This window comes from Streptomyces sp. 6N223 (genome assembly GCF_052246635.1).
In the GTDB taxonomy this organism is placed as follows: Bacteria; Actinomycetota; Actinomycetes; order Streptomycetales; family Streptomycetaceae; genus Streptomyces.
This window is the reverse complement of record NZ_JBQQCA010000026.1, coordinates 38879-57950: the sequence shown is the minus strand read 5'-3', so window position 1 is coordinate 57950 and position 19072 is coordinate 38879. Positions and strand designations below refer to the sequence as shown.

Sequence of the window (19072 nt, the reverse complement as noted above, 5' to 3'; positions counted from 1 at the left end):
GAGCGGTCGATGGTCACGTTCGCGCAGGCGCAGGAGCGCGCCGAGCGGTGGGTGAACGGCTCGCCCGCGGTCCAGCCGCGCCGGGAGGTGCGGGTGCGGGAGTTCGACCTGGGCTTCGTGGCCTGGGCGGAGGACGCGAGCGGCGGGCAGGCCAGCGGCGGGAAGCTGGTGATCGCGCGGGACAGCGGGGACACCACGCTGTGGCCGGCGCTGCCGGTGAGCGAGGTGATCCGGCGTTACGAGGAGCAGTACGGCACGGGCCCGTCCTCCCTGAGCGAGGAGGAGCCGGCGGCGCCGCAGCGGATGGACCTGGAGGCGACGTCGTTCCTGCTGACGCCGCCGCAGTGGTTGCAGGAGGCCGCGGACCGCGCGGCGGACGCGGGCTCGGGCGCGAGCGCGGGCGCGGGCGCCTCGGGGGGCGGCCAGCCGTGGGCGACGCCCGGCGCGTCCGCCGGGACAGCGGCGTCGCCGTCGAGCGGCGGCGGCGCGCGGCACCGCGCGGGCGCACCAGGAGACGCGGCCTCGGGCGGTGGGGACGCCCGGGCCGGTTCGACCGGATCGACCGGAACGCCGTCGGGCGGCGGCAGCGCCGGGGACGCCCCCTGGGGCGCGCCGGCCGCCTCCGGTGCCTCCGGCGGCTCTGAGGGACCGCGGGCGGGCGCGGGCAGCGCCCCGTGGAGCGCGAGCCCCGACTCCGGCACGCCCGGGCAGGCGCCCGCGGCGCCGCCCTGGGGCGCGCCGGCCGGATCGCCGTCGAGCACCGGCGGTACGCCGGGCGGCGCCGGGGATCGCGCGGGCACGCCGGGCTCCGGACCGGACGGATCGTCGTCGAGCGGCGGCGATGGCGCGTCGCCGTGGCCCGCGCCCCCCGCGCCCGATCCGGCGGAGGCGCAGGCGGGCCCGCCCGCCTCTCCGTGGATGGACACCTCGGGCAGCGGGGCGGACGCGGAGTCCGTGGCGCCGCCGATGACCGTGTTCTCGCCGCCCGTCGTCGAGGACGGGGACGACGCGGCGTCGCCGCCGTCGGTGCCCTCCGAGGCCAAGACGGCGGTGATGCCGCAGGGCAGCTCGCTGCCGAAGACCGCCGTCCACCCCTCCATGCGAGGCCAGCAGCAGCCGCCCGGGGCTCCCCCGCCCGCGGCTCCCCCGGGCGCTCCCGCCGCGCCGCTGCCCCCGCCCGTGCACGGACCGGGTGCCCCCGGGGCCCCGCCCGCGCCGGCAGCACCCGTCGCCCCCGCGTCACCGGCCGCGCCGGCCACACCGGCCACACCGGCCCCGCCCGCCGGGGGCGCCGCCGACCTCGCCAGCGCCGACACGGCCAAGGCCTCCGGTCCCCCGTCCCGCCCGGGCGGCGGCGGTGGCGCGGGCGCGCCCGTCCCGCCGCCGCCCGGGGCGCCGGGCACGCCCGGCTCCCGCCCGTCGCCCGACGGCGCCGGAGCCGACGCCAGCGGATACGTGCCGACCCAGATGGTGTCCGTCGACGACTTCAAGTCCCCAACGCAGGGCGCGGGCACCCCGGCGCCGGGCCCCGCCCCGGCCCCCGACCAGGGTCAGGGCCAGGGCGTACACGCGGCCGCGACCGTCTTCGCACCCCAGGGCGTGCCCGGCGCACCGGCCGCGCCGGCCGCGCCCGCCGCGCCGGCCGGGGGCTACGGCTACCCGCAGTCCGACCAGCCCACCGTCGGCTCCGGCTACATGGCCGTCCTCCGCTACCGCGCGCCCGACGGCTCGGAACAGCAGCTCATCCGCCGCTCCGCGCCCGGCATGCCCCACCCCGAGTGGCAGATCCTCTACGAGCTGCGCGCCATGAACGTCCCGCCCCAGGCCGTGCTGGAGCTCCACACCGAGCTCCAGTCCTGCGAGCTGCCCGGCGGCTACTGCGCCCGCATGGTCCGCGACACCTGGCCGCAGGTCCGCATCACCCACACCGCCGCGTACGGCCAGGACTTCGCCTCCCGTCAGGCGGGCGTACGCCACCTGGTCGAGCACCAGGACGAGCTCCAGCAGTTCGCCGACGGCCCGCCGCGCTCCGCCCCCGTGCGGGCGCCGCTGCCGCAGGCCCAGCCCGCACCCGCCATCGGCCTGGACGTGATCGGGCAGGAGCTGGCCGAGGCGTTCGGCCCCCAGGGCGTCTTCCGGTACGACCCGCAGTCCGCCTCGCGGCAGGGGGTTCCGGAGATCGTGACGCAGTCCCTGACCTGGGCCGGGCTGCCGCTGGAGATCAACCCGTTCTTCTGGGCGATGGCGCAGCCGGGCCGCCCCGTGCCGACGCTGGCCGAGGTGGCGGCGGAGCGCGGCGTGCAGCCGACGGCCGACGCCGGCTCGTACCTCGTCATGGGCACCGACTTCGGCCGCCAGCTGTGCGTGCAGTACGGCACGGCGTACATCGTGGCGGTGCCGCTGGAGGCGGGCCCCGGCGGCCAGCCGGTGCCGCCGCAGTTCGTCAACGCCTCGCTGCCGCAGTTCGCCCGCTGCCTCGCCCTGCTGGGCCGGATGTGGCGGCTGCGGTACGGGCTGACCCCGGACCAGGCGGGCCGCTGGACCACCGACTTCCAGGCCCAGCTCGCGGCGCTCGACCCGCAGGCGGTCGCCGACCCCGAGAGCTGGTGGTCGGTGCTCCTGGAGCAGATGTGGGACGGGCTGCTGTAGCCTGCCGACCCCCTCAACCAACGCCGAAAGGGCAACTGACGTGAGCACCATCAGCCCGGAAGCCGTGATCGTTCTCGCAGCGGGCGAGGGGACCCGCATGAAGTCGGCCACCCCGAAGGTGCTGCACGAGATCTGCGGCCGCACCCTGCTCGGCCACGTCCTGGCGGCCTGCGCCGAGGTCACCGGCGACGCGCCCGAACGCACGGTCGTGGTCGTCGGCCACGGCCGGGAGCGGGTGACCGAGCACCTGGCCCAGGCCGCGCCCGGCGTGAGCGTCGCCGTGCAGCACGAGCGGCGCGGCACCGCGCACGCCGTGCGGACCGCGCTGGAGGCGCTGCCCGCGTCGCCCACCGGGACGGTGGTGGTGACCTGCGGCGACATCCCGCTCCAGACCGGCGAGACGCTCACCGAGCTCGTCGAGGCGCACGCCGCCGAGGGCAACGCCGTGACCGTGCTGACGATGGAGGTGCCCGACGCCACCGGGTACGGGCGGGTGGTGCGCGGCACGGACGGCTCGGTGACCGAGATCGTCGAGCACCGGGACGCGGGCGCGACGCAGCTCGCGATCCGCGAGGTCAGCTCGGGGATCTTCGCCTTCGACGGCAAGCTGCTGGCCGAGGCGCTGGGCCGGGTCGGCACCGACAACGCCCAGGGCGAGGAGTACCTGCCGGACGTGCTCGGGATCCTGCGCGGCCTGGGCCACCGGGTCGGCGCGCGGCTCGTGCCCGACCACCGCGAGCTGGTCGGCGTCAACGACCGGGCGCAGCTCGCGCGGGCGCGCCGCCTGCTGAACGACCGGCTGCTCGAGCGGGCGATGGTGCTCGACGGCGTGACCGTCGTCGACCCCGCCACCACCTGGCTGGACGTGACGGTGACCCTCGAGCCGGACTCCGTGATCCACCCGGGAACGCAGCTGCTGGGCCGCACGCACGTGGCGGCGGGGGCGGAGGTGGGCCCCGGCTGCCGCCTGACGGACACCATCGTCGGCGCCGACGCGCGCGTCAGCCACGCGGTCGCGGACGGCGCGCGGATCGGGGAGTCGGCGAACGTCGGCCCGTACGCCTATCTGCGGCCCGGCACGGTGCTGGGCACCGCGGCGAAGGCGGGCACCTTCGTGGAGTTGAAGAACGCCGACGTGGGCCAGGGCACCAAGGTGCCGCACCTGTCGTACGTGGGCGACGCGACGATCGGCGAGCACACGAACATCGGCGCTGCCTCGGTCTTCGTCAACTACGACGGGGAGGCCAAGCACCACACCACGGTGGGCTCGCACTGCCGGACCGGCGCGGACAACATGTTCGTGGCGCCGGTCACGGTGGGGGACGGCGCGTACACGGCGGCGGGGTCGGTGATCACCAAGGACGTGCCGCCGGGGGCGCTGGGGGTGGCGCGCGGCCAGCAGCGCAACATCCAGGGCTGGGTGGCGCGCAGGCGGCCCGGCTCGGAGGCGGCGCGGGCCGCGGCGGCGGCGCTCGACGAGGAGAAGTCCGGGGAACAGACCGGAGAACACTGAGCGCCACCTCCTGCCGTACCGTTTACCCCGGAACAGCCCACAAACGGCGCACGCCGCGGACTGCGAGGAGACCCACCGTGACCGGGATCAAGACGACCGGCGAGAAGAAGCTGATGCTCTTCTCCGGCCGCGCACACCCCGAGTTGGCCGAGGAGGTCGCCGCGCGGCTTGGCGTTGAGCTGGTCCAGACGAAGGCCCGGGACTTCGCCAACGGCGAGATCTACGTCCGCTTCGAGGAGTCCGTGCGGGGCGCCGACTGCTTCCTGATGCAGTCTCACACCGCGCCGATCAACAAGTGGATCATGGAACAGCTCATCATGATCGATGCGCTGAAACGTGCCTCCGCGCGCAGCATCTCCGTGATCATCCCTTTTTACGGCTATGCCCGGCAGGACAAGAAGCACCGGGGCCGGGAGCCGATCTCGGCGCGGCTGATGGCGGACCTGCTGAAGACGGCCGGCGCGCACCGGATCATCACGATGGACCTGCACGCCGACCAGGTGCAGGGGTACTTCGACGGGCCCGTCGACCACCTGTTCGCGCTGCCGGTGCTGACGGAGTACATCGCGGGGCGGGTGGACCGCAGGAAGCTGACGGTGGTCTCGCCGGACGCCGGACGGGTGCGGGTCGCCGACCGCTGGGCCGACCGGCTGGCCGCGCCGCTGGCGATCGTCCACAAGCGGCGCGACCCGGACGTGGCGAACCAGGTCACGGTGCACGAGGTCGTGGGCGATGTGCGGGGGCGCGTGTGCGTGCTGGTCGACGACATGATCGACACGGCGGGCACGATCTGCGCGGCGGCGGAGGCGCTCTTCGCCAACGGCGCGGAGGACGTCATCGCGGCGGCGACGCACGGCGTGCTGTCGGGCCCGGCGGCCGACCGCCTGAAGAACTCGCAGGTGAGCGAGTTCATCTTCACCAACTCCCTGCCGACGCCGGGCCAGGTGGCGGCCGACCTGGACAAGATCACGGTGCTGTCGATGGCCCCGACGATCGCCCGCGCGGTGCGCGAGGTCTTCGAGGACGGCTCGGTGACGAGCCTCTTCGAGGGCGACGCCTAGCCCTGGCCGGGCGGGTGGGTGCCCCCGACGGAGCCCCCGGCCGCCGGGGGCGGTGGGCGGTTCACGACGGCGCTCACCCCCGGGTGGGGTGCCGGGGCGTGGGCGGCAAACGGGGTCCGGGGCGGAGCCCGTGATGGGGGTACCTCCCAGGCCCCCAAGGGCCTGGGGGAGGGCGGGCGGGGGGATCACCCCGGGCCGGTAGACTGGCCAGTCGCACGGCGAGGGAGGCCCCTGCGGGGGGTCATCCGTTATCGACGCGCTCTTCGTCGCACCTCCCTCGCGGCGAGAGCGAGGGAGTACCACACCATGGCTGACGTGAAGATCACCGCCGAGCCGCGCAAGGAGTTCGGCAAGGGCGCCTCCCGCCGCGCCCGGGGCGCGGGCAAGATCCCCGCCGTCATCTACGGGCACGGCACCGAGCCGGTCCACGTGACCCTGCCCGGCCACGAGACGATGATGGCGCTGAAGACGAAGAACGTCCTGATCACCCTCGACATCGAGGGCCGCGAGGAGCTCGTCATCCCCAAGGCCGTCCAGCGCGAGGCGATCCGCGGCTTCCTCGTCCACCTCGACCTCCTCGTCGTGCGCCGCGGCGAGCGCGTGAACGTCGAGATCCCGATCCACACCGAGGGCGAGCTCGCCCCCGGCGGCGGCCTGATGGAGCACGTGCTCAACGCCCTCCCCGTCGAGGCCGAGGCCACCCACATCCCCGAGTCGGTCACCGTCTCCGTCGAGGGCCTGGTGCCGGGCGACTCCGTCCAGGCCAAGGACGTGCCGCTGCCCGAGGGCACCTCGCTGGCCATCGACGGCGAGGAGGTCGTCATCCAGATCCTCCAGCCGCAGGCCGAGGAGCCCACCGGCGAGGCCGCCCCGGCCGAGGGCGCCGAGGCTCCGGCCGCCTGAGCCGGCCGGGCGCCGACCCACCCTCGATGCCCTCGATACCCTCGATTCCATGACGGAGACGAACGACGGCGGCAACGGCCTGTGGCTGGTCGTGGGCCTCGGCAACCCCGGGCCCCGTTACGCCGGCAACCGGCACAACGCCGGCTTCATGGTGGCCGACCTGCTCGCCGAGCGGATCGGCGGCGCGTTCAAGGCGCACAAGTCCCGCGCCATGGTCGCCGACGGCCGCCTCGGCGGGCCCGGCTCCCCGGGGCCGCGCCTGCTGCTGGCCAAGCCGCTGTCGTTCATGAACCTCTCGGGCCAGCCCACGGCCGCGCTCGCGGCGTTCCACAAGATCCCGGTCTCCCGGCTGGTCGTGATCCACGACGAGCTCGACATCGGGTACGGCGCGCTGCGCCTCAAGCGCGGCGGCGGGGACAACGGGCACAACGGCCTGAGGTCCATCACCGCCGCGCTGGGCCGGGACTACTACCGCGTGCGCTTCGGCGTCGGCCGCCCGCCCGGCCGGATGGACGCCGCCGCCTACGTGCTGCGGGACTTCTCCGCCGCCGAGCGCAAGGACCTCGACTACCTCGTCGACCGCGCGGCGGACGCGGTCGAGACCCTCGTCACGCGCGGGCTGGAGCCGGCCCAGAACGCCTACAACTCATGACGCCCGACTGGGCCGAGGTGAGGAACGCCTGCCTGGTGTACGAGGACGAGGCGATCCTCGCGCTCAACAAGCCGCCCGGCGTCTCGGTCATGGGCGAACGGCACGAGCCGACGGACCTGGTCCGCGTCGCCGAGGCGGCCGGGGAACGCCTCTTCCCCGTCCACCGCATCGACAAGGTGACCTCCGGCCTGATCCTCCTCGCCAAGGAGCTGCGCCACCACTCCGGCCTGACGCGGCAGTTCAACAAGCAGACCGTGGACAAGGCGTACCTCGCCATCACCCGCGGCGGGCCCGGCGGCCTGCCGGAGCGCGGCACGATCGAGCTGCCGCTGTCCGTCGGGCGCAAGAACCGCGTCCGGGTGGCGGGCCGGCGCGAGGACATCACCCGGCGCGGGGACACCTGGACGCTGCCACCGTCGCCCGCCGCCGGCGACCACCCCAGGAAGAGCTATCCGTCGCTGACGCACTTCGCGCGGGTGTGGCAGGACGCGACGCACTCGCTGCTCGCCGTGCGCCCGGTCACCGGCAGGCGCCACCAGATCCGCGTCCACCTGGCGTGGATCGGCCACGCCATCGAGGGCGACCCGCTCTTCGAGAAGCAGCCCCAGGGGGACTGCCACCTGCACTCCTGGCGGCTCGCCTTCGACGCCGACTGGGCGGGCAACGCCCGCATGCGGCTCGTGGCCCCGCCGCCGCCCGGCTTCTGGCGGCCGGTCGGAGGGCCGGTGCGGGGGGATGAGCCGGGCGCGCTGCTGGAGCGGGCCGAGGAGGCCCTCGGCCGCCTGGCCATCTGACAGCCCAGCGCTTGACCGGGCGTGGCGCCATGGCCAAAGATCTGCGCCATGCCCGCCACCACGACCACGTCGACCGGCTCGGTGCCCGCCGCGAAGCGCAGCCGGGTCCGCAGGGCCGGGGAGAGCGCGTACGGGGCGTTGCTCCTGGCGCGGCTGATCGTCATGGGACTGCTGGTGCTGCTGGTGCTCGCCGCCGGGGTGCGCACCTCGTGGGACACGGCGCAGCACGCGATGGTCTCCGACGGCCGGGATCGCGGCACTCTGACGCTTCAGGCGTGCGACCGGGACGTGTGCGTCGGCTCGTTCGCGCCGGAGGCGGGCGGGAGCGGCACGCCGCGCGAGGAGGTGGTGCTGCCGGAGAGCATCGGCCGCGAGCCGGGCGAGTCGCTCTCGGTGGCGTTGCGCCCGGACACGAACGAGGCGGTGCGGACCGGCTTCGCCGGGATCCTGTACGCCTGGCTGCCGCTGACCGGGGCGCTGCTGCTCGCGTCGCTGGTGATCGCGGGGGGACTGCGCATGTACCGCACGGCGTGGGCCACGGCCGGGGTCGCCCTGGCGGCGCTGGTGCTGACCTTCGCGCTGTACTGAAACGTTCGGCCGCGTGATTGGCCGGATCGTTATCAAGCGCCTTTGGGGACAGATGGGGTGAACAGGGTCACCAACGGTTGCCTTCCTCCGCTCATGACTGAAGACTTGCCCAACCCTCCACGCCCCGTCCATATCTCGGCACCCTTTCCCCCGGAAACGGAAGACCACATGCGCACACTCAGCCTCCTCGGCATGGCCGCGGCATCTACGACTGTTCTGCTGGCCACCGCCGTCCCGGCGTCCGCCACCGACGGCGAACAAGAGGTGGGGCTGCACCAGTCGACCCCGATCACCGCCGACGATCCCGAGTTCGCGATCGGCGAGGAGTGCACCGGCATCCCCGAGGGAAGCGACGGATGGCACTTCGTGCTGCCCGGCAACACCACCACGTTCGTGGAGCTGCGGGTGACCTTCGAGCCGGGCGGCGAGCTGGTCGTCACCACCTTCGGCCCGCCGAGCGACAAGCACGCCTACGTGGCCTCCGAGGCCGGGGCCACGCTGGTCGAGGCGAGCGCGACGGTGGAGGGCGAGCCGGTCAACTTCCGTCTGTCCCACACGTGTCCGGCTTCGGACGAGGAGACGCCGGGCGAGGAGACCCCCGGAGAGGAGACGCCGGGCGAGGAGACCCCCGGAGAGGAAACGCCTGGGGAGGAAACGCCTGGGGAGGAGACCCCCGGAGAGGAGACCCCGGCCGAGGAGACGCCGGCGCCGGAGGAGGGCGTGGCCGGAGGCACGACGCCGGAGGGTGAGGATGACCTCGCGGAGACCGGCTCCGGCACGCCGGTCTTCGCGATCGCGGGCGGCGCGGCGGCGCTGCTGGCCGTGGGCGGCTACCTGGCGCTGCGGCGCCGCGGGTCGCACTCGGCGGGCTGAGAACTCACCTCCCTCCCTCGGGGCTCCGGCCCGCACCCCCGTCCGGGCCGGGGCCCCGAGGGCTCCGCCCCCGGACCCCCGGGCGGGCTTGAGCGCCGTCGGGGTCGGGGCGGGTGGGGCCTCACCCCACCGCCGTCACCCGCGCGCGGCGTATCGCCATCACCATCAGCGCCGCCATCACGCACAGCGCGCCCGACGACGTCCACGCCAGGTCGTACGACCCGGTCGTGTCGCGAATCATGCCCGCCACGAAGCTGACCACGGCCGCGCCGAGCTGATGCGACGCCAGGACCCAGCCGAAGACGACCCCGGCGTCCTCCCCGAAGTGCTCCCGGCACAGCGCGATCGTCGGCGGCACCGTCGCCACCCAGTCCAGGCCGTAGAACACGACGAACAGCAGCATCGGCGGGTGGACCGACTCCTCCAGCAGCAGCGGCAGGAACAGCAGCGAGATCCCGCGCAGCCCGTAGTAGACGGCGAGCAGCCGGCGCGCGTCGTGGCGGTCGGTCAGCCAGCCGGAGAAGACCGTGCCCACCAGGTCGAAGACGCCGATGACGGCCAGCAGCGAGGCCGCGACCGGCACCGCCATGCCGTGGTCGTGGGCGCCGGGGACGAAGTGCGTGCCAATCAGCCCGTTCGTCGAGGCGCCGCAGATCGCGAACGTGCCGGCCAGCAGCCAGAAGACGGGCGTGCGGCTGGCCTCCCGCAGGGCGCGCAGCGCCCGGCGGGCCGCGCCGGGCGGCGGCGGGGGCGGCGTCACGTAGTCCTCGCCCGCGCCGTACGGCGTGAGGCCCACGTCCTCGGGCCGGTCGCGCAGCAGCCACAGCACCAGCGGCACCACGGCCAGCGCGGCGGCGGCCACGGTCAGCGAGGCAAAGCGCCAGCCCGGGCCCTCCGCCAGCAGCGCGACCAGCGGCAGGAAGACCAGGTTCCCGGCCGCGCCGCCCGCGGTCAGCACGCCGGTCACCAGCCCGCGGCGGGCCACGAACCACCGGCCGGAGATCGTCGCGGCGAACGCCAGCGCCATCGACCCGGCGCCGAGCCCGACCAGCACGCCCCAGCACAGCACGAGTTGCCACTGGCTGGTCATGAAGACGGTGAGGCCCCCGCCCGCCGAGATCAGCAGCAGCGCGCCGCTGACGATGCGGCGTATGCCGTAACGCTCCATCAGCGCGGTGGCGAACGGCGCGGTGAGGCCGTAGAGGAGGAGGTTGACGGAGACGGCGAAGGAGATGCTGCCGCGCGACCAGCCGAACTCCTCGTGCAGCGGGTCGATCAGCACACCCGGCGTCGCGCGGAAGCCCGCCGCGCCGATGAGGACGAGGAACGAGACGCCGGCCACCCACCAGGCCGGGTGCACGCGGGGCGCGGTGCGCTTCCGCTCTTCCTGGATCGTTTGTGTCACGTGCCGATCCTCACGGGCACAGGCGTGCGAATCGAGTGGCCGGATGGCCAGGATGTGCAAGGATCGGGCCATGACGACCGCCACCGCCACGACCGCCACCGGCACGACCGCCGCCACCGCCATGACCACCGCCCACGCCGGTGTCTTCACCACGCCGGGCCGGCACCGGGTGGCCGTCCTCGTCCGGCATGGCCTGCTGCCGATGGAGCTCGGCATCGCCCACCGCATCCTGGGCCGGGCGAAGGCGCCCTCGGGCCAGCCGCTCTACGAGGTGGTGACCTGCACCCCCACCCCGGGTGTGCTCCGCACCGACGCCGACTTCACCGTCAACGTCGAGCACGGGCCCGAGGCGGTCGCCGAGGCCGACACCGTGATCATTCCGGCCGCGCACGGGCGGGACGAGACGTACGCCTCCGGCACCCTCCCCCCGGACCTGGCCGGAGCCCTGGCCCGCATACGGCGGGGCGCGCGCATCGCGTCGATCTGCACGGGGGCGTTCGTGCTGGCCGCGGCCGGGCTGCTGGACGGCCGCCGGGCCACCACCCACTGGGCGGCCTGCGACAACTTCCGCCGCCTCTTCCCCAGGGTCCGGCTCGACCCGGACGTCCTCTACACCGACGAGGGCGACATCCTGACCTCCGCCGGGGTGGCCTCCGGCATCGACCTGTGCCTGCACATGGTCCGCTCCGACTTCGGCTCGGCGGTCGCGAACGCCGTCGCCCGCCGCACGGTGGTGCCGCCGCACCGGGAGGGCGGGCAGGCGCAGTTCATCGAACGCCCGATGCCGGACGCCGGCGTCCAGACCACGCGCAACGCCCGCGCGTGGGCGCTGGCGCGCCTGGACCAGCCGCTGACGCTGCGCGAGCTGGCCGCCCAGGAGTCGATGAGCGTGCGCACCTTCACGCGCCGCTTCCGGGAGGAGACCGGGTCCTCGCCGCAGCGCTGGCTGATCCAGCAGCGGGTGGAGCGGGCGCGGCAGCTCCTGGAGGACACGGAGCTGCCGGTGGACCGCGTCGCCCAGGCGGCGGGCTTCGGCACGGCGGCGTCGCTGCGCCAGCACATGGCCGCGGCGCTCGGTGTCTCGCCGTCGGCCTACCGCCGCACCTTCCGCGCGGGCGTGTAGGAGCCCCGGTGCCTCAGCCCGTGTTGCGCAGGCCCGCCGCCACGCCGTTGACCGTCAGCAGCAGCGCACGCGACAGCAGCGGATCCGGCTCCTCGCCCCGGTCCGCCGCCTCCCGCTGCCGGTGCAGGAGCGTGACCTGCAGGTAGGAGATCGGGTCGAGGTAGGCGTCCCGCACGCGCAGCGTCCGCTGGAGCGGCGGGTTCGCGTCCAGCAGCTTCTCCTCGCCGGTGATCCGCAGCACCTCGGCCACCGTCAGCTCGTGCTCCGCGACGATCGCGTCGAAGACGTGCCGCAGCCGCTCCGGCACCAGCGTCTCCACGTAGTGCCGGGCGATGCGCAGGTCGGTCTTGGCGAGCGTCATCTCCACGTTCGACAGGAAGTTGCGGAAGAAGTGCCACTGCTCGAACGCCTCCGCCAGCACCCCGTCGAGCCCCGCCTCGCGCGCCGCGCGCAGCCCGGACCCGACGCCGAACCACCCGGGCACGATCTGCCGCGACTGCGTCCAGCCGAAGACCCACGGGATCGCGCGCAGCCCGTCCAGGCCCGCGCCGCTGTCGGGGCGGCGCGAGGGGCGCGAGCCCAGGTGCAGCTCGGCGAGCTGGTCCACCGGCGTGGAGGCGAAGAAGTACGCCGGCAGGTCCGGGTCCTCCACCAGCCGCCGGTACGCCGCGTGCGCCGCGTCCGAGACCGCGTCCATCGCCGCGTCCCAGCGGGCCAGCGCCTCGACCGACTGCCTCGGCGCGGTGTGCAACGCCGATGCCTGGAGCGTGGCGGCCACCGTCAGCTCCAGGTTCTCCCGAGCCAGGGAGGGCACCAGGTACTTGTCGGAGATGACCTCGCCCTGCTCGGTCACCTTGATCTCGCCCTCCAGCGTGCCCCAGGGCTGGGCGAGGATCGCGTCGTGCGTCGGCCCGCCGCCGCGCCCGACCGTGCCGCCCCGGCCGTGGAAGAGCCGCAGCCGCACCCCATGCCGGTGGGCCACGTCGCGCAGCCGCCGCTGCGCCCGGTGGATCTCCCACTGCGAGGTGGTGATGCCGCCGAACTTCGAGGAGTCGCTGTACCCGAGCATGACCTCCTGCACGTCGTCCCGCAGCGCCACCAGCCGCCGGTAGGAGGGGTCGGACAGCATCGCGTCGAGCAGTTCGTCGGCGATCTTCAGCTCGTCCGTCGTCTCCAGCAGCGGCACGATCCCGATCTTGGCCCAGCCGCCGTGCAGGTCGACCAGCCCGGCCTCGCGGGCCAGCACCGCCGCCGCGAACACGTCGTCCGCGCCCTGGCACATGGAGATGATGTACGACTCGATGATCTCGGGGCCGAAGGTGTCCAGCGCCTTGCGGACCGTCTCGAAGACGCCGAGGGTGCGCGCGCCCGCCTCGTCCAGCGGCGCGGGCGTGGGCGCGAGCGGGCGGCGCGAGCGCAGCTCCCTGGCCAGCAGCTTGGTGCGGTACTCGCGCGGCATGTCGGCGTAACGCCAGGACTCCTCGCCCAGCCGGTCGAACAGCTGGCCGAGCGCGTGGTGGTGGGCGTCGGCGTGCTCGCGCACGTCCATCGTGGCGAGCTGGAGCCCGAACGCCGCCAGCGTGCGCATCAGCCGCTCCAGGCGCCCGTCGGCGATGAGCCCGCCGCGGTGCTCGCGCAGCGAGGACTGGACGACGGCGAGGTCGGCCAGCAGCTCCCCCGTCCCCAGGTAGTCCCGGCCGGGCTCGTGCGGCGTGCCCCTGGCGAGCCGGGTGCGGGTGTTGAGCAGCTTCTGCCGGACGCAGGTGACCTTCAGCCGGTAGGGCTCCTCGGCGTTGAGCCGCTTGTAGCGGGGGGTGATCTCCGGCAGCCGCTCCAGGTCGGCCTTGAGGGAGTCGAGGAGCTCGGCGCTGGCGCCGCAGTTGCGGATCGAGTTGGACAGGGCGCCGCGCAGCTCGTCGATCTGCTCCAGCGCGCCGGAGATGCCGTGCTCGTGCTGGAGCAGCAGCACCTCCCAGGTGACCTGCGGGGTGACGTTGGGGTTCCCGTCGCGGTCGCCGCCGATCCAGGTGCCGAAGGTCAGCGGCCGGGAGCCGGCCGGCAGCGGCGACCCGGCGCGCTCCAGCTCGTCCGCCAGGTCCTCCAGCACCTCGCCGACGGCTCCGGCCTGGAGCTCGTCCAGGTAGTACACGGCGTTGCGGGACTCGTCGGCGGGCTCGGGGCGGGTGACGCGCAGCTCGTCGGTCTGCCAGATCAGGTCGACGTTCTCCGCCAGGCGCAGGTCGGTGCGGCGCCGCTCGCTGGCGGGGGCCTCCAGCAGCTCGGCGATCTTGCGGAGCTTGGTGAGGACGGAACGCCGGGCGGCCTCGGTGGGGTGGGCGGTGAAGACGGGCCGCACGCCGAGGTTTGCGACGGTCTGCCGCAGGTGACTCGGGTCGGCGTCCTTCAGCATGTCGGCGGTGCGGGACAGCGCGCCACCCTCGGCCGCGCGCCGCTCGCGCAGCTCCCGGCCGCGGTGCACCTGCTCGGTGACGTTGGCGAGGTGAAAGTAGATGGAGAAGGCGCGGACCAGCTTGGCGGCGGTGGCCAGGTCGGTCTCGCCCAGCAGGGCGGCGGCTGCCTCACCGTCGGTCCGGGTCAGCGCGCGGACGCGCTCCACCAGCTCCAGCAGCTCGGGCCCGTCCTGCCGCACCAGTGTCTCGCCGAGGAGGTCGCCGAGGCGGCGGATATCGGCCCGCAGCGGGCTGCCGCTGTCCGACGACTCCCGTCCGTTTCTGTCGTGGCTGGTCACGGCTCGCGGCTCCTTGCGCCTGAAGGGGTGGACAGGTGCGCTCCCATCGTAAGCGCGGCATACGACGTCGAGCTGAGGGCCTTGTGACAACGGAGCGAACTGCGATACTTACGACGCCGTAGGTTACGGTGCCGTAGGTGGGCACAATCCCCCTGGTGCTCGCTGCCCACGCTGCCCGCCGTCCGCTGTCTGTTCGACCCTCCTGCCCTCTTCCCCCAACGCATTCACGAGGAACCTTCATGACCACCAGCCCTCCCTCTCCCGATCTCCTGTCCCCACCCCGGACCGCCGAGGAGCCGGAGCCGCTGCCGTCCGCCACGCTCGGCGGCGAGGAGCGGCGCTCCGTTGAGCAGATCACGCTGCTGCTGTTCATCACGGTGCCGTTCATCGCCCTGATCGCGGCCGTTCCGCTGGCCTGGGGCTGGGGGGTCAGCTGGCTGGACCTCGGGCTGCTGGTGGCGTTCTACTTCGTCGGCTGCCACGGCATCACCATCGGCTTCCACCGGTACTTCACGCACGGGGCGTTCAAGGCGAAGCGGCCCCTGCGGGTCGCGCTGGCGATCGCCGGGTCCATGGCCATCGAGGGACCGCTGGTGCGCTGGGTGGCCGACCACCGCAGGCACCACAAGCACTCCGACGCCGAGGGCGACCCCCACTCGCCGTGGCGGTACGGCGAGACCGTCCCCGCGCTGATGAAGGGGCTGTTCTGGGCACACATGGGGTGGATGTTCGACCGTGAGCAGACGCCGCAGCAGAAGTACGCCCCCGACCTGATCAAGGACCCGGACACGCGGCGCATCTCGCGGCAGTTCGCGGTGTGGACCGCGGTGTCGCTGCTGGCGCCCGCGGTGATCGGCGGCCTGGTCACGATGTCCTGGCAGGGCGCGCTCAGCGCCTTCTTCTGGGGCTCGCTGGTGCGGGTGGCGCTGCTGCACCACGTCACCTGGTCGATCAACTCCATCTGCCACGCCACCGGCAAGCAGCCCTTCAAGTCGCGCGACCGCTCGGGCAACGTGTGGTGGCTGGCGGTGCTGTCCTGCGGCGAGTCCTGGCACAACCTGCACCACGCCGACCCGACGTGCGCGCGGCACGGCGTGGACCGCTGGCAGCTGGACTCCAGCGCGCGGCTGATCCGCTGGTTCGAGAAGGCGGGCTGGGCGTACGACGTGCGCTGGCCCAAGCAGTCGCGCCTCGACGCCAAGCGCACGGAGCCCACGGAGCGCACGGAGCGCGATGGTGCCGGAAATCAGGAGGAGCCCATGCCCGCCGACGCGGCATGATGAAGCCGTGGCGAGTGAGGGCAGCGACGAGGGCAGCACAGAGGCGAGCGCGGAAACCGGCGGGGACACCGGCGCGGTGAAGCGCGGCGGACGCGGCGCGGACGAGGGCGCGGACGAGGGTGCGGGCGGGGCCGCCGACGACGGCCCGACCGGCTCGGTCGGGGGGACCGAGCCGCCGGGGGACGCCTCGCCCGACGCGCACGGGGGCCGCGCGGCGCGGAGCGCGCGCGGCAGGCGGCAGGCCCGCGGCGGCCCTCGTTCCACGGCCCGGCCGGCGCGGCGCGGGCGGCGGCGTATGACCGGCACCGAACGCCGGGAGCAGCTGCTGGACATCGGCCGCACCCTCTTCGCCGAGCGCGGCTTCGACGGCACCTCCGTGGAGGAGATCGCCGCCAAGGCGGGGGTCTCCAAGCCGGTGGTCTACGAGCACTTCGGCGGCAAGGAGGGCCTGTACGCGGTCGTCGTCGACCGCGAGATGGGGCGGCTGCTGGACATGGTCACGGGGGCGCTGACCGCCGGGCACCCGCGCGAGCTGCTGGAGCAGGCGGCGTTCGCTCTCCTCGACTACATCGAGCAGCACACCGACGGCTTCCACATCCTGGTGCGCGACTCGCCGGTGGCGCAGACCACGGGGAGCTTCGCGTCGCTCATCGGCGACATAGCCACGCAGGTGGAGGACATCCTGGGGCTGGAGTTCAAGGCCCGCGGCTACGACCCGAAGCTGGCGCCGCTGTACGCCCAGGCGCTGGTCGGCATGGTGGCGCTGACGGGCCAGTGGTGGCTGAACGTGCGCAAGCCGAAGAAGTCCGAGGTCGCCGCCCACCTGGTCAACCTGGCGTGGCACGGCCTTCAGGGCATGGAGCACCACCCGCGCCTGGTGGGCTACCGCCGGACGTGAGACCCGGACGTGAGACCCGGACGCGAGGGGACCCCCTCCCCGGGTTGTCGCCCGGGAAGGGGGTCGGGTCGCGGAGCACCGGTCAGAAGGCCGAAGAACCCGGAGTCCGCCGGTTCTCAGTGCTTCGAGACGCCGTTCTCGGACAGCAGCGAGAGGTCCGAGAGGATGTGCGACAGCGGGGAGTCGCCCGACTGTGCCGTCGAGTTGTCCGAGCAGCTGTTCTTGGGCTTGTTGTTGAGGATGTCCTGGATCGGGATGTTGACGATCGGGATGATCGGCACCAGGTTCTGGAGGTCGACATCGTCAAGGCCGAGGCAGACGCGGTTGAGCGAGCCGTTGATGAGCGAGATGTTTGGGCTCATGTAACCACCGGTGGTGGTGTTGCCGTACACCTGCTTCGCCCCGTTGGCGTTGACGGCTCCGGGGCCCTTCTGGTCGCCGCCGATGGCCAGGGCCGGTGAGGCCGCGATGCCGGTGGCGCCGACGACGGAGGCCGCGACGGCAACCGTGGCAAGCGTCTTCTTGATCACAAGCTTGTCCTTCCGAGTTCGGGATGCTCAGGGATGCCCTGTCAGTGGAGCGTCCTGAACAACGCGCCTGGGAGGATTCGGTTGCCGACCTTCACCCGTTTCGACCAACCTCGTTCCCCTGTCAGGGGGCTTAGGGAGCCTCAGGAGGTCTCCGCGGCGGTGGGCCTGGGTGCCGTGCCCATGCCCGCCCCGAGGTAGAAGCTGGGGTGCGGCGGCTGGTTGTAGGCGGTGTTCTGCCAGGCCAGGCCCGTGCGGTACATCCGGTCCTGGAGCAGGGTCGTGATCCGGTGCGAGGTCTCGTGCGGCGTGGAGTAGATCCGCAGCGCCCGGTTGTCGCTGGTGCGCCAGACGACCTCCTCGCGCCAGTCGCCGAGGATGTCGCCGGAGAGCGCCGGGGTGGCCTTGGTGCCGTTGTTGGAGGCGACGCCGGAGCCGGTCAGCAGCCGGGTGTCGCCGCCGGTGCCGTACTTGTCGATGCGGGTTCCGTCGAGCAGCTCGCGCGTCAGGTCGCCGTCCCACCAGGAGAGGAAGTTGATGGAGGAGGGCTCGCGGCCGACGGACCCGTAGGCGAGGTCGCGCAGCGTGGTGTCGTGGGCGGACCAGAACTCGGCCCCCGGGTTCCCGGCGTAGATGTCGCCGGCCACGCCGCGGCCGTTGTCCGCGCCGCTGGGGGTCTGCCAGCCGCGCTGGCCGTTCATGGGCTCGATGCGCAGCGAGGAGGGCTGGCTGGTGGACTCGGAGACCTTGAAGTACTCCAGGCCCGGGTCGTTGGTGTCGAAGTCGCCCAGGTGCTGGGCGTCGCCGTGTCCTGTGCGGGTGGTCCACATGCCCGAGCCGTTGTCGTCCACGGCCATCGAGCCGTAGACGATCTCGTCGCGGCCGTCGCGGTCGATGTCGCCGATGGAGAGGCTGTGGCTGCCCTGGCCGTCGTAGCCCCGGCCCGCGTTGGTGGAGCTGTTGGTGTCGAAGGTCCAGCGGCGGGTGAGCTGGCCGCCTCGGTAGTCCCAGGCGGCGATGACGGTCCGGGTGTAGTAGCCGCGCGCCATGATGATGGAGGGGCGCTCGCCGTCGAGGTACGCCGTGCCCGCGAGGAAGCGGTCGACGCGGTTGCCGTAGTCGTCGCCCCAGCTGGCGACGCTGCCGCGCGCGGGCACGTAGTCGGTGGTGGCCAGCGCCGCGCCCGTCTCGCCGTCGAAGACGGTGAGGTACTCGGGGCCGGAGAGGACGTAGCCGGAGGAGTTGCGGTAGTCGGCGCCGGAGCTGCCGATGACGCGGCCGGTGCCGTCCACGGTGCCGTCGGCGGTCTTCATGGCGATCTCGGCGGAGCCGTCGCCGTCGTAGTCGTAGACCTGGAACTGCGTGTAGTGGGCGCCGGAGCGGATGTTGCGGCCCAGGTCGATGCGCCACAGGCGCTGCCCGGAGAGGGTGTAGGCGTCGATGACGGTGTTGCCGGTGTAGCCGGACTGGGAGTTGTCCTTGGCGTTGGTCGGCTGCCACTTGAGGACGAACTCCAGGGTGCCGTCGCCGTCGAGGTCGCCGACGGAGGCGTCGTTGGCCTCGTAGGTGTAGCCGGATCCGTTGACGGTGCCGCCGTCGGGCTGCTGGAGGGGCACGTCGTGGTAGCCGGGCCGGAACTGGATGGCGTGCGGGGAGAACGCCTGCTCGACGCCGCCCACGACGGCCCGCACCCGGTAGTCGGCGGAGTCGGGGGCCCCCGAGTGGAAGAAGTTGGTCGAGCCGGTGATGGGCTGGTCGTTGACCCTGGTGTCGCCTCGGTAGATGTTGAAGCCGACGTCGTCGGGGTCGGACGCGAGGTAACGCCAGCTCACCAGGTTGCCGCTGCCGGTGTGGACGCTGACGAGCCCTCGGTCGAGCGACTCCAGCTGCGAGGCCATGACCTGCGGGCCGTCGGCGTCGGCGCCCGCCCCCCGGGCGCCGGACACGGCGGACACGGCGGTCAGGCCGGCGGCCGCGACGACGCCCGCGAGCACCGCGCTGACCCACGTGCGTCTGCGCCCGCGTCGTTGCGATCCAGGCACGTTTCCTCCTCGGTT

Annotated in this window: 15 protein-coding genes; 11 read left to right on the top strand and 4 right to left on the bottom strand. The window is 73.6% G+C overall.

Annotated features, from left to right (window positions below):
* Positions 1–9 precede the first annotated feature (9 nt).
* The 8 genes from ACTWQH_RS17805 to ACTWQH_RS17770 all read left to right on the top strand — a co-directional run bounded on the left by ACTWQH_RS17805 (position 10) and on the right by ACTWQH_RS17770 (position 9033).
* Positions 10–2649, top strand: a complete 2640-nt coding sequence (locus ACTWQH_RS17805; RefSeq protein WP_443287575.1) for an SUKH-4 family immunity protein — start codon at positions 10–12, stop codon at positions 2647–2649.
* A 40-nt stretch (positions 2650–2689) separates the two neighbouring features.
* Positions 2690–4162: a bifunctional UDP-N-acetylglucosamine diphosphorylase/glucosamine-1-phosphate N-acetyltransferase GlmU gene (gene glmU / locus ACTWQH_RS17800; RefSeq protein ID WP_443287574.1), complete on the top strand. Its 1473-nt coding sequence runs from the start codon at positions 2690–2692 to the stop codon at positions 4160–4162.
* 77 nt (positions 4163–4239) lie between these two features.
* Entirely contained in the window at positions 4240–5223 is a 984-nt protein-coding gene (locus ACTWQH_RS17795) for a ribose-phosphate diphosphokinase (RefSeq protein ID WP_443287573.1), read from the top strand.
* Between the two features lie 306 nt (positions 5224–5529).
* Positions 5530–6126 (top strand): 50S ribosomal protein L25/general stress protein Ctc, encoded by a 597-nt coding sequence (locus tag ACTWQH_RS17790; RefSeq protein WP_443287572.1) that lies wholly within the window; start codon positions 5530–5532, stop codon positions 6124–6126.
* 49 nt (positions 6127–6175) lie between these two features.
* Positions 6176–6778 carry an aminoacyl-tRNA hydrolase gene (gene pth, locus ACTWQH_RS17785; RefSeq protein WP_443287571.1) on the top strand — a complete coding sequence of 201 codons (603 nt, stop codon included), beginning with the start codon at positions 6176–6178 and terminating at the stop codon, positions 6776–6778.
* On the top strand, positions 6775–7572 hold the full coding sequence (locus ACTWQH_RS17780) for an RluA family pseudouridine synthase (protein ID WP_443287570.1): 798 nt from the start codon (positions 6775–6777) through the stop codon (positions 7570–7572). The genes pth and ACTWQH_RS17780 overlap by 4 nt, the downstream gene beginning before the upstream one ends.
* Positions 7573–7620: 48 nt before the next feature.
* A complete protein-coding gene (locus ACTWQH_RS17775) occupies positions 7621–8160 on the top strand; it encodes a hypothetical protein (protein ID WP_443287569.1) in 540 nt (179 codons plus the stop codon).
* Between the two features lie 168 nt (positions 8161–8328).
* Positions 8329–9033: an LPXTG cell wall anchor domain-containing protein gene (locus ACTWQH_RS17770; RefSeq protein ID WP_443287568.1), complete on the top strand. Its 705-nt coding sequence runs from the start codon at positions 8329–8331 to the stop codon at positions 9031–9033.
* A 121-nt stretch (positions 9034–9154) separates the two neighbouring features.
* Here the strand turns inward: ACTWQH_RS17770 and ACTWQH_RS17765 are convergent, their stop codons facing one another.
* Positions 9155–10510, bottom strand: a complete 1356-nt coding sequence (locus tag ACTWQH_RS17765; RefSeq protein WP_443287567.1) for an MFS transporter — start codon at positions 10508–10510, stop codon at positions 9155–9157.
* Positions 10511–10559: 49 nt separating this feature from the next.
* On the opposite strand from ACTWQH_RS17765, the gene ACTWQH_RS17760 reads away from it, so the two are divergent.
* Positions 10560–11561 (top strand): GlxA family transcriptional regulator, encoded by a 1002-nt coding sequence (locus ACTWQH_RS17760; protein WP_443287602.1) that lies wholly within the window; start codon positions 10560–10562, stop codon positions 11559–11561.
* Positions 11562–11574: 13 nt separating this feature from the next.
* Here the strand turns inward: ACTWQH_RS17760 and ppc are convergent, their stop codons facing one another.
* Positions 11575–14310: a phosphoenolpyruvate carboxylase gene (gene ppc, locus ACTWQH_RS17755; RefSeq protein WP_443287566.1), complete on the bottom strand. Its 2736-nt coding sequence runs from the start codon at positions 14308–14310 to the stop codon at positions 11575–11577.
* Between the two features lie 239 nt (positions 14311–14549).
* On the opposite strand from ppc, the gene ACTWQH_RS17750 reads away from it, so the two are divergent.
* Positions 14550–15590, top strand: a complete 1041-nt coding sequence (locus ACTWQH_RS17750; RefSeq protein ID WP_443287565.1) for an acyl-CoA desaturase — start codon at positions 14550–14552, stop codon at positions 15588–15590.
* A 295-nt stretch (positions 15591–15885) separates the two neighbouring features.
* Entirely contained in the window at positions 15886–16488 is a 603-nt protein-coding gene (locus tag ACTWQH_RS17745; RefSeq protein ID WP_443287601.1) for a TetR family transcriptional regulator, read from the top strand.
* 116 nt (positions 16489–16604) lie between these two features.
* Here ACTWQH_RS17745 and ACTWQH_RS17740 read toward each other — a convergent pair whose 3' ends face one another.
* Both ACTWQH_RS17740 and ACTWQH_RS17735 read right to left on the bottom strand, forming a co-directional pair.
* On the bottom strand, positions 16605–17018 hold the full coding sequence (locus ACTWQH_RS17740; RefSeq protein ID WP_443287564.1) for a rodlin: 414 nt from the start codon (positions 17016–17018) through the stop codon (positions 16605–16607).
* Between the two features lie 140 nt (positions 17019–17158).
* Entirely contained in the window at positions 17159–19057 is a 1899-nt protein-coding gene (locus ACTWQH_RS17735; RefSeq protein WP_443287563.1) for a rhamnogalacturonan lyase, read from the bottom strand.
* Positions 19058–19072 lie beyond the last annotated feature (15 nt).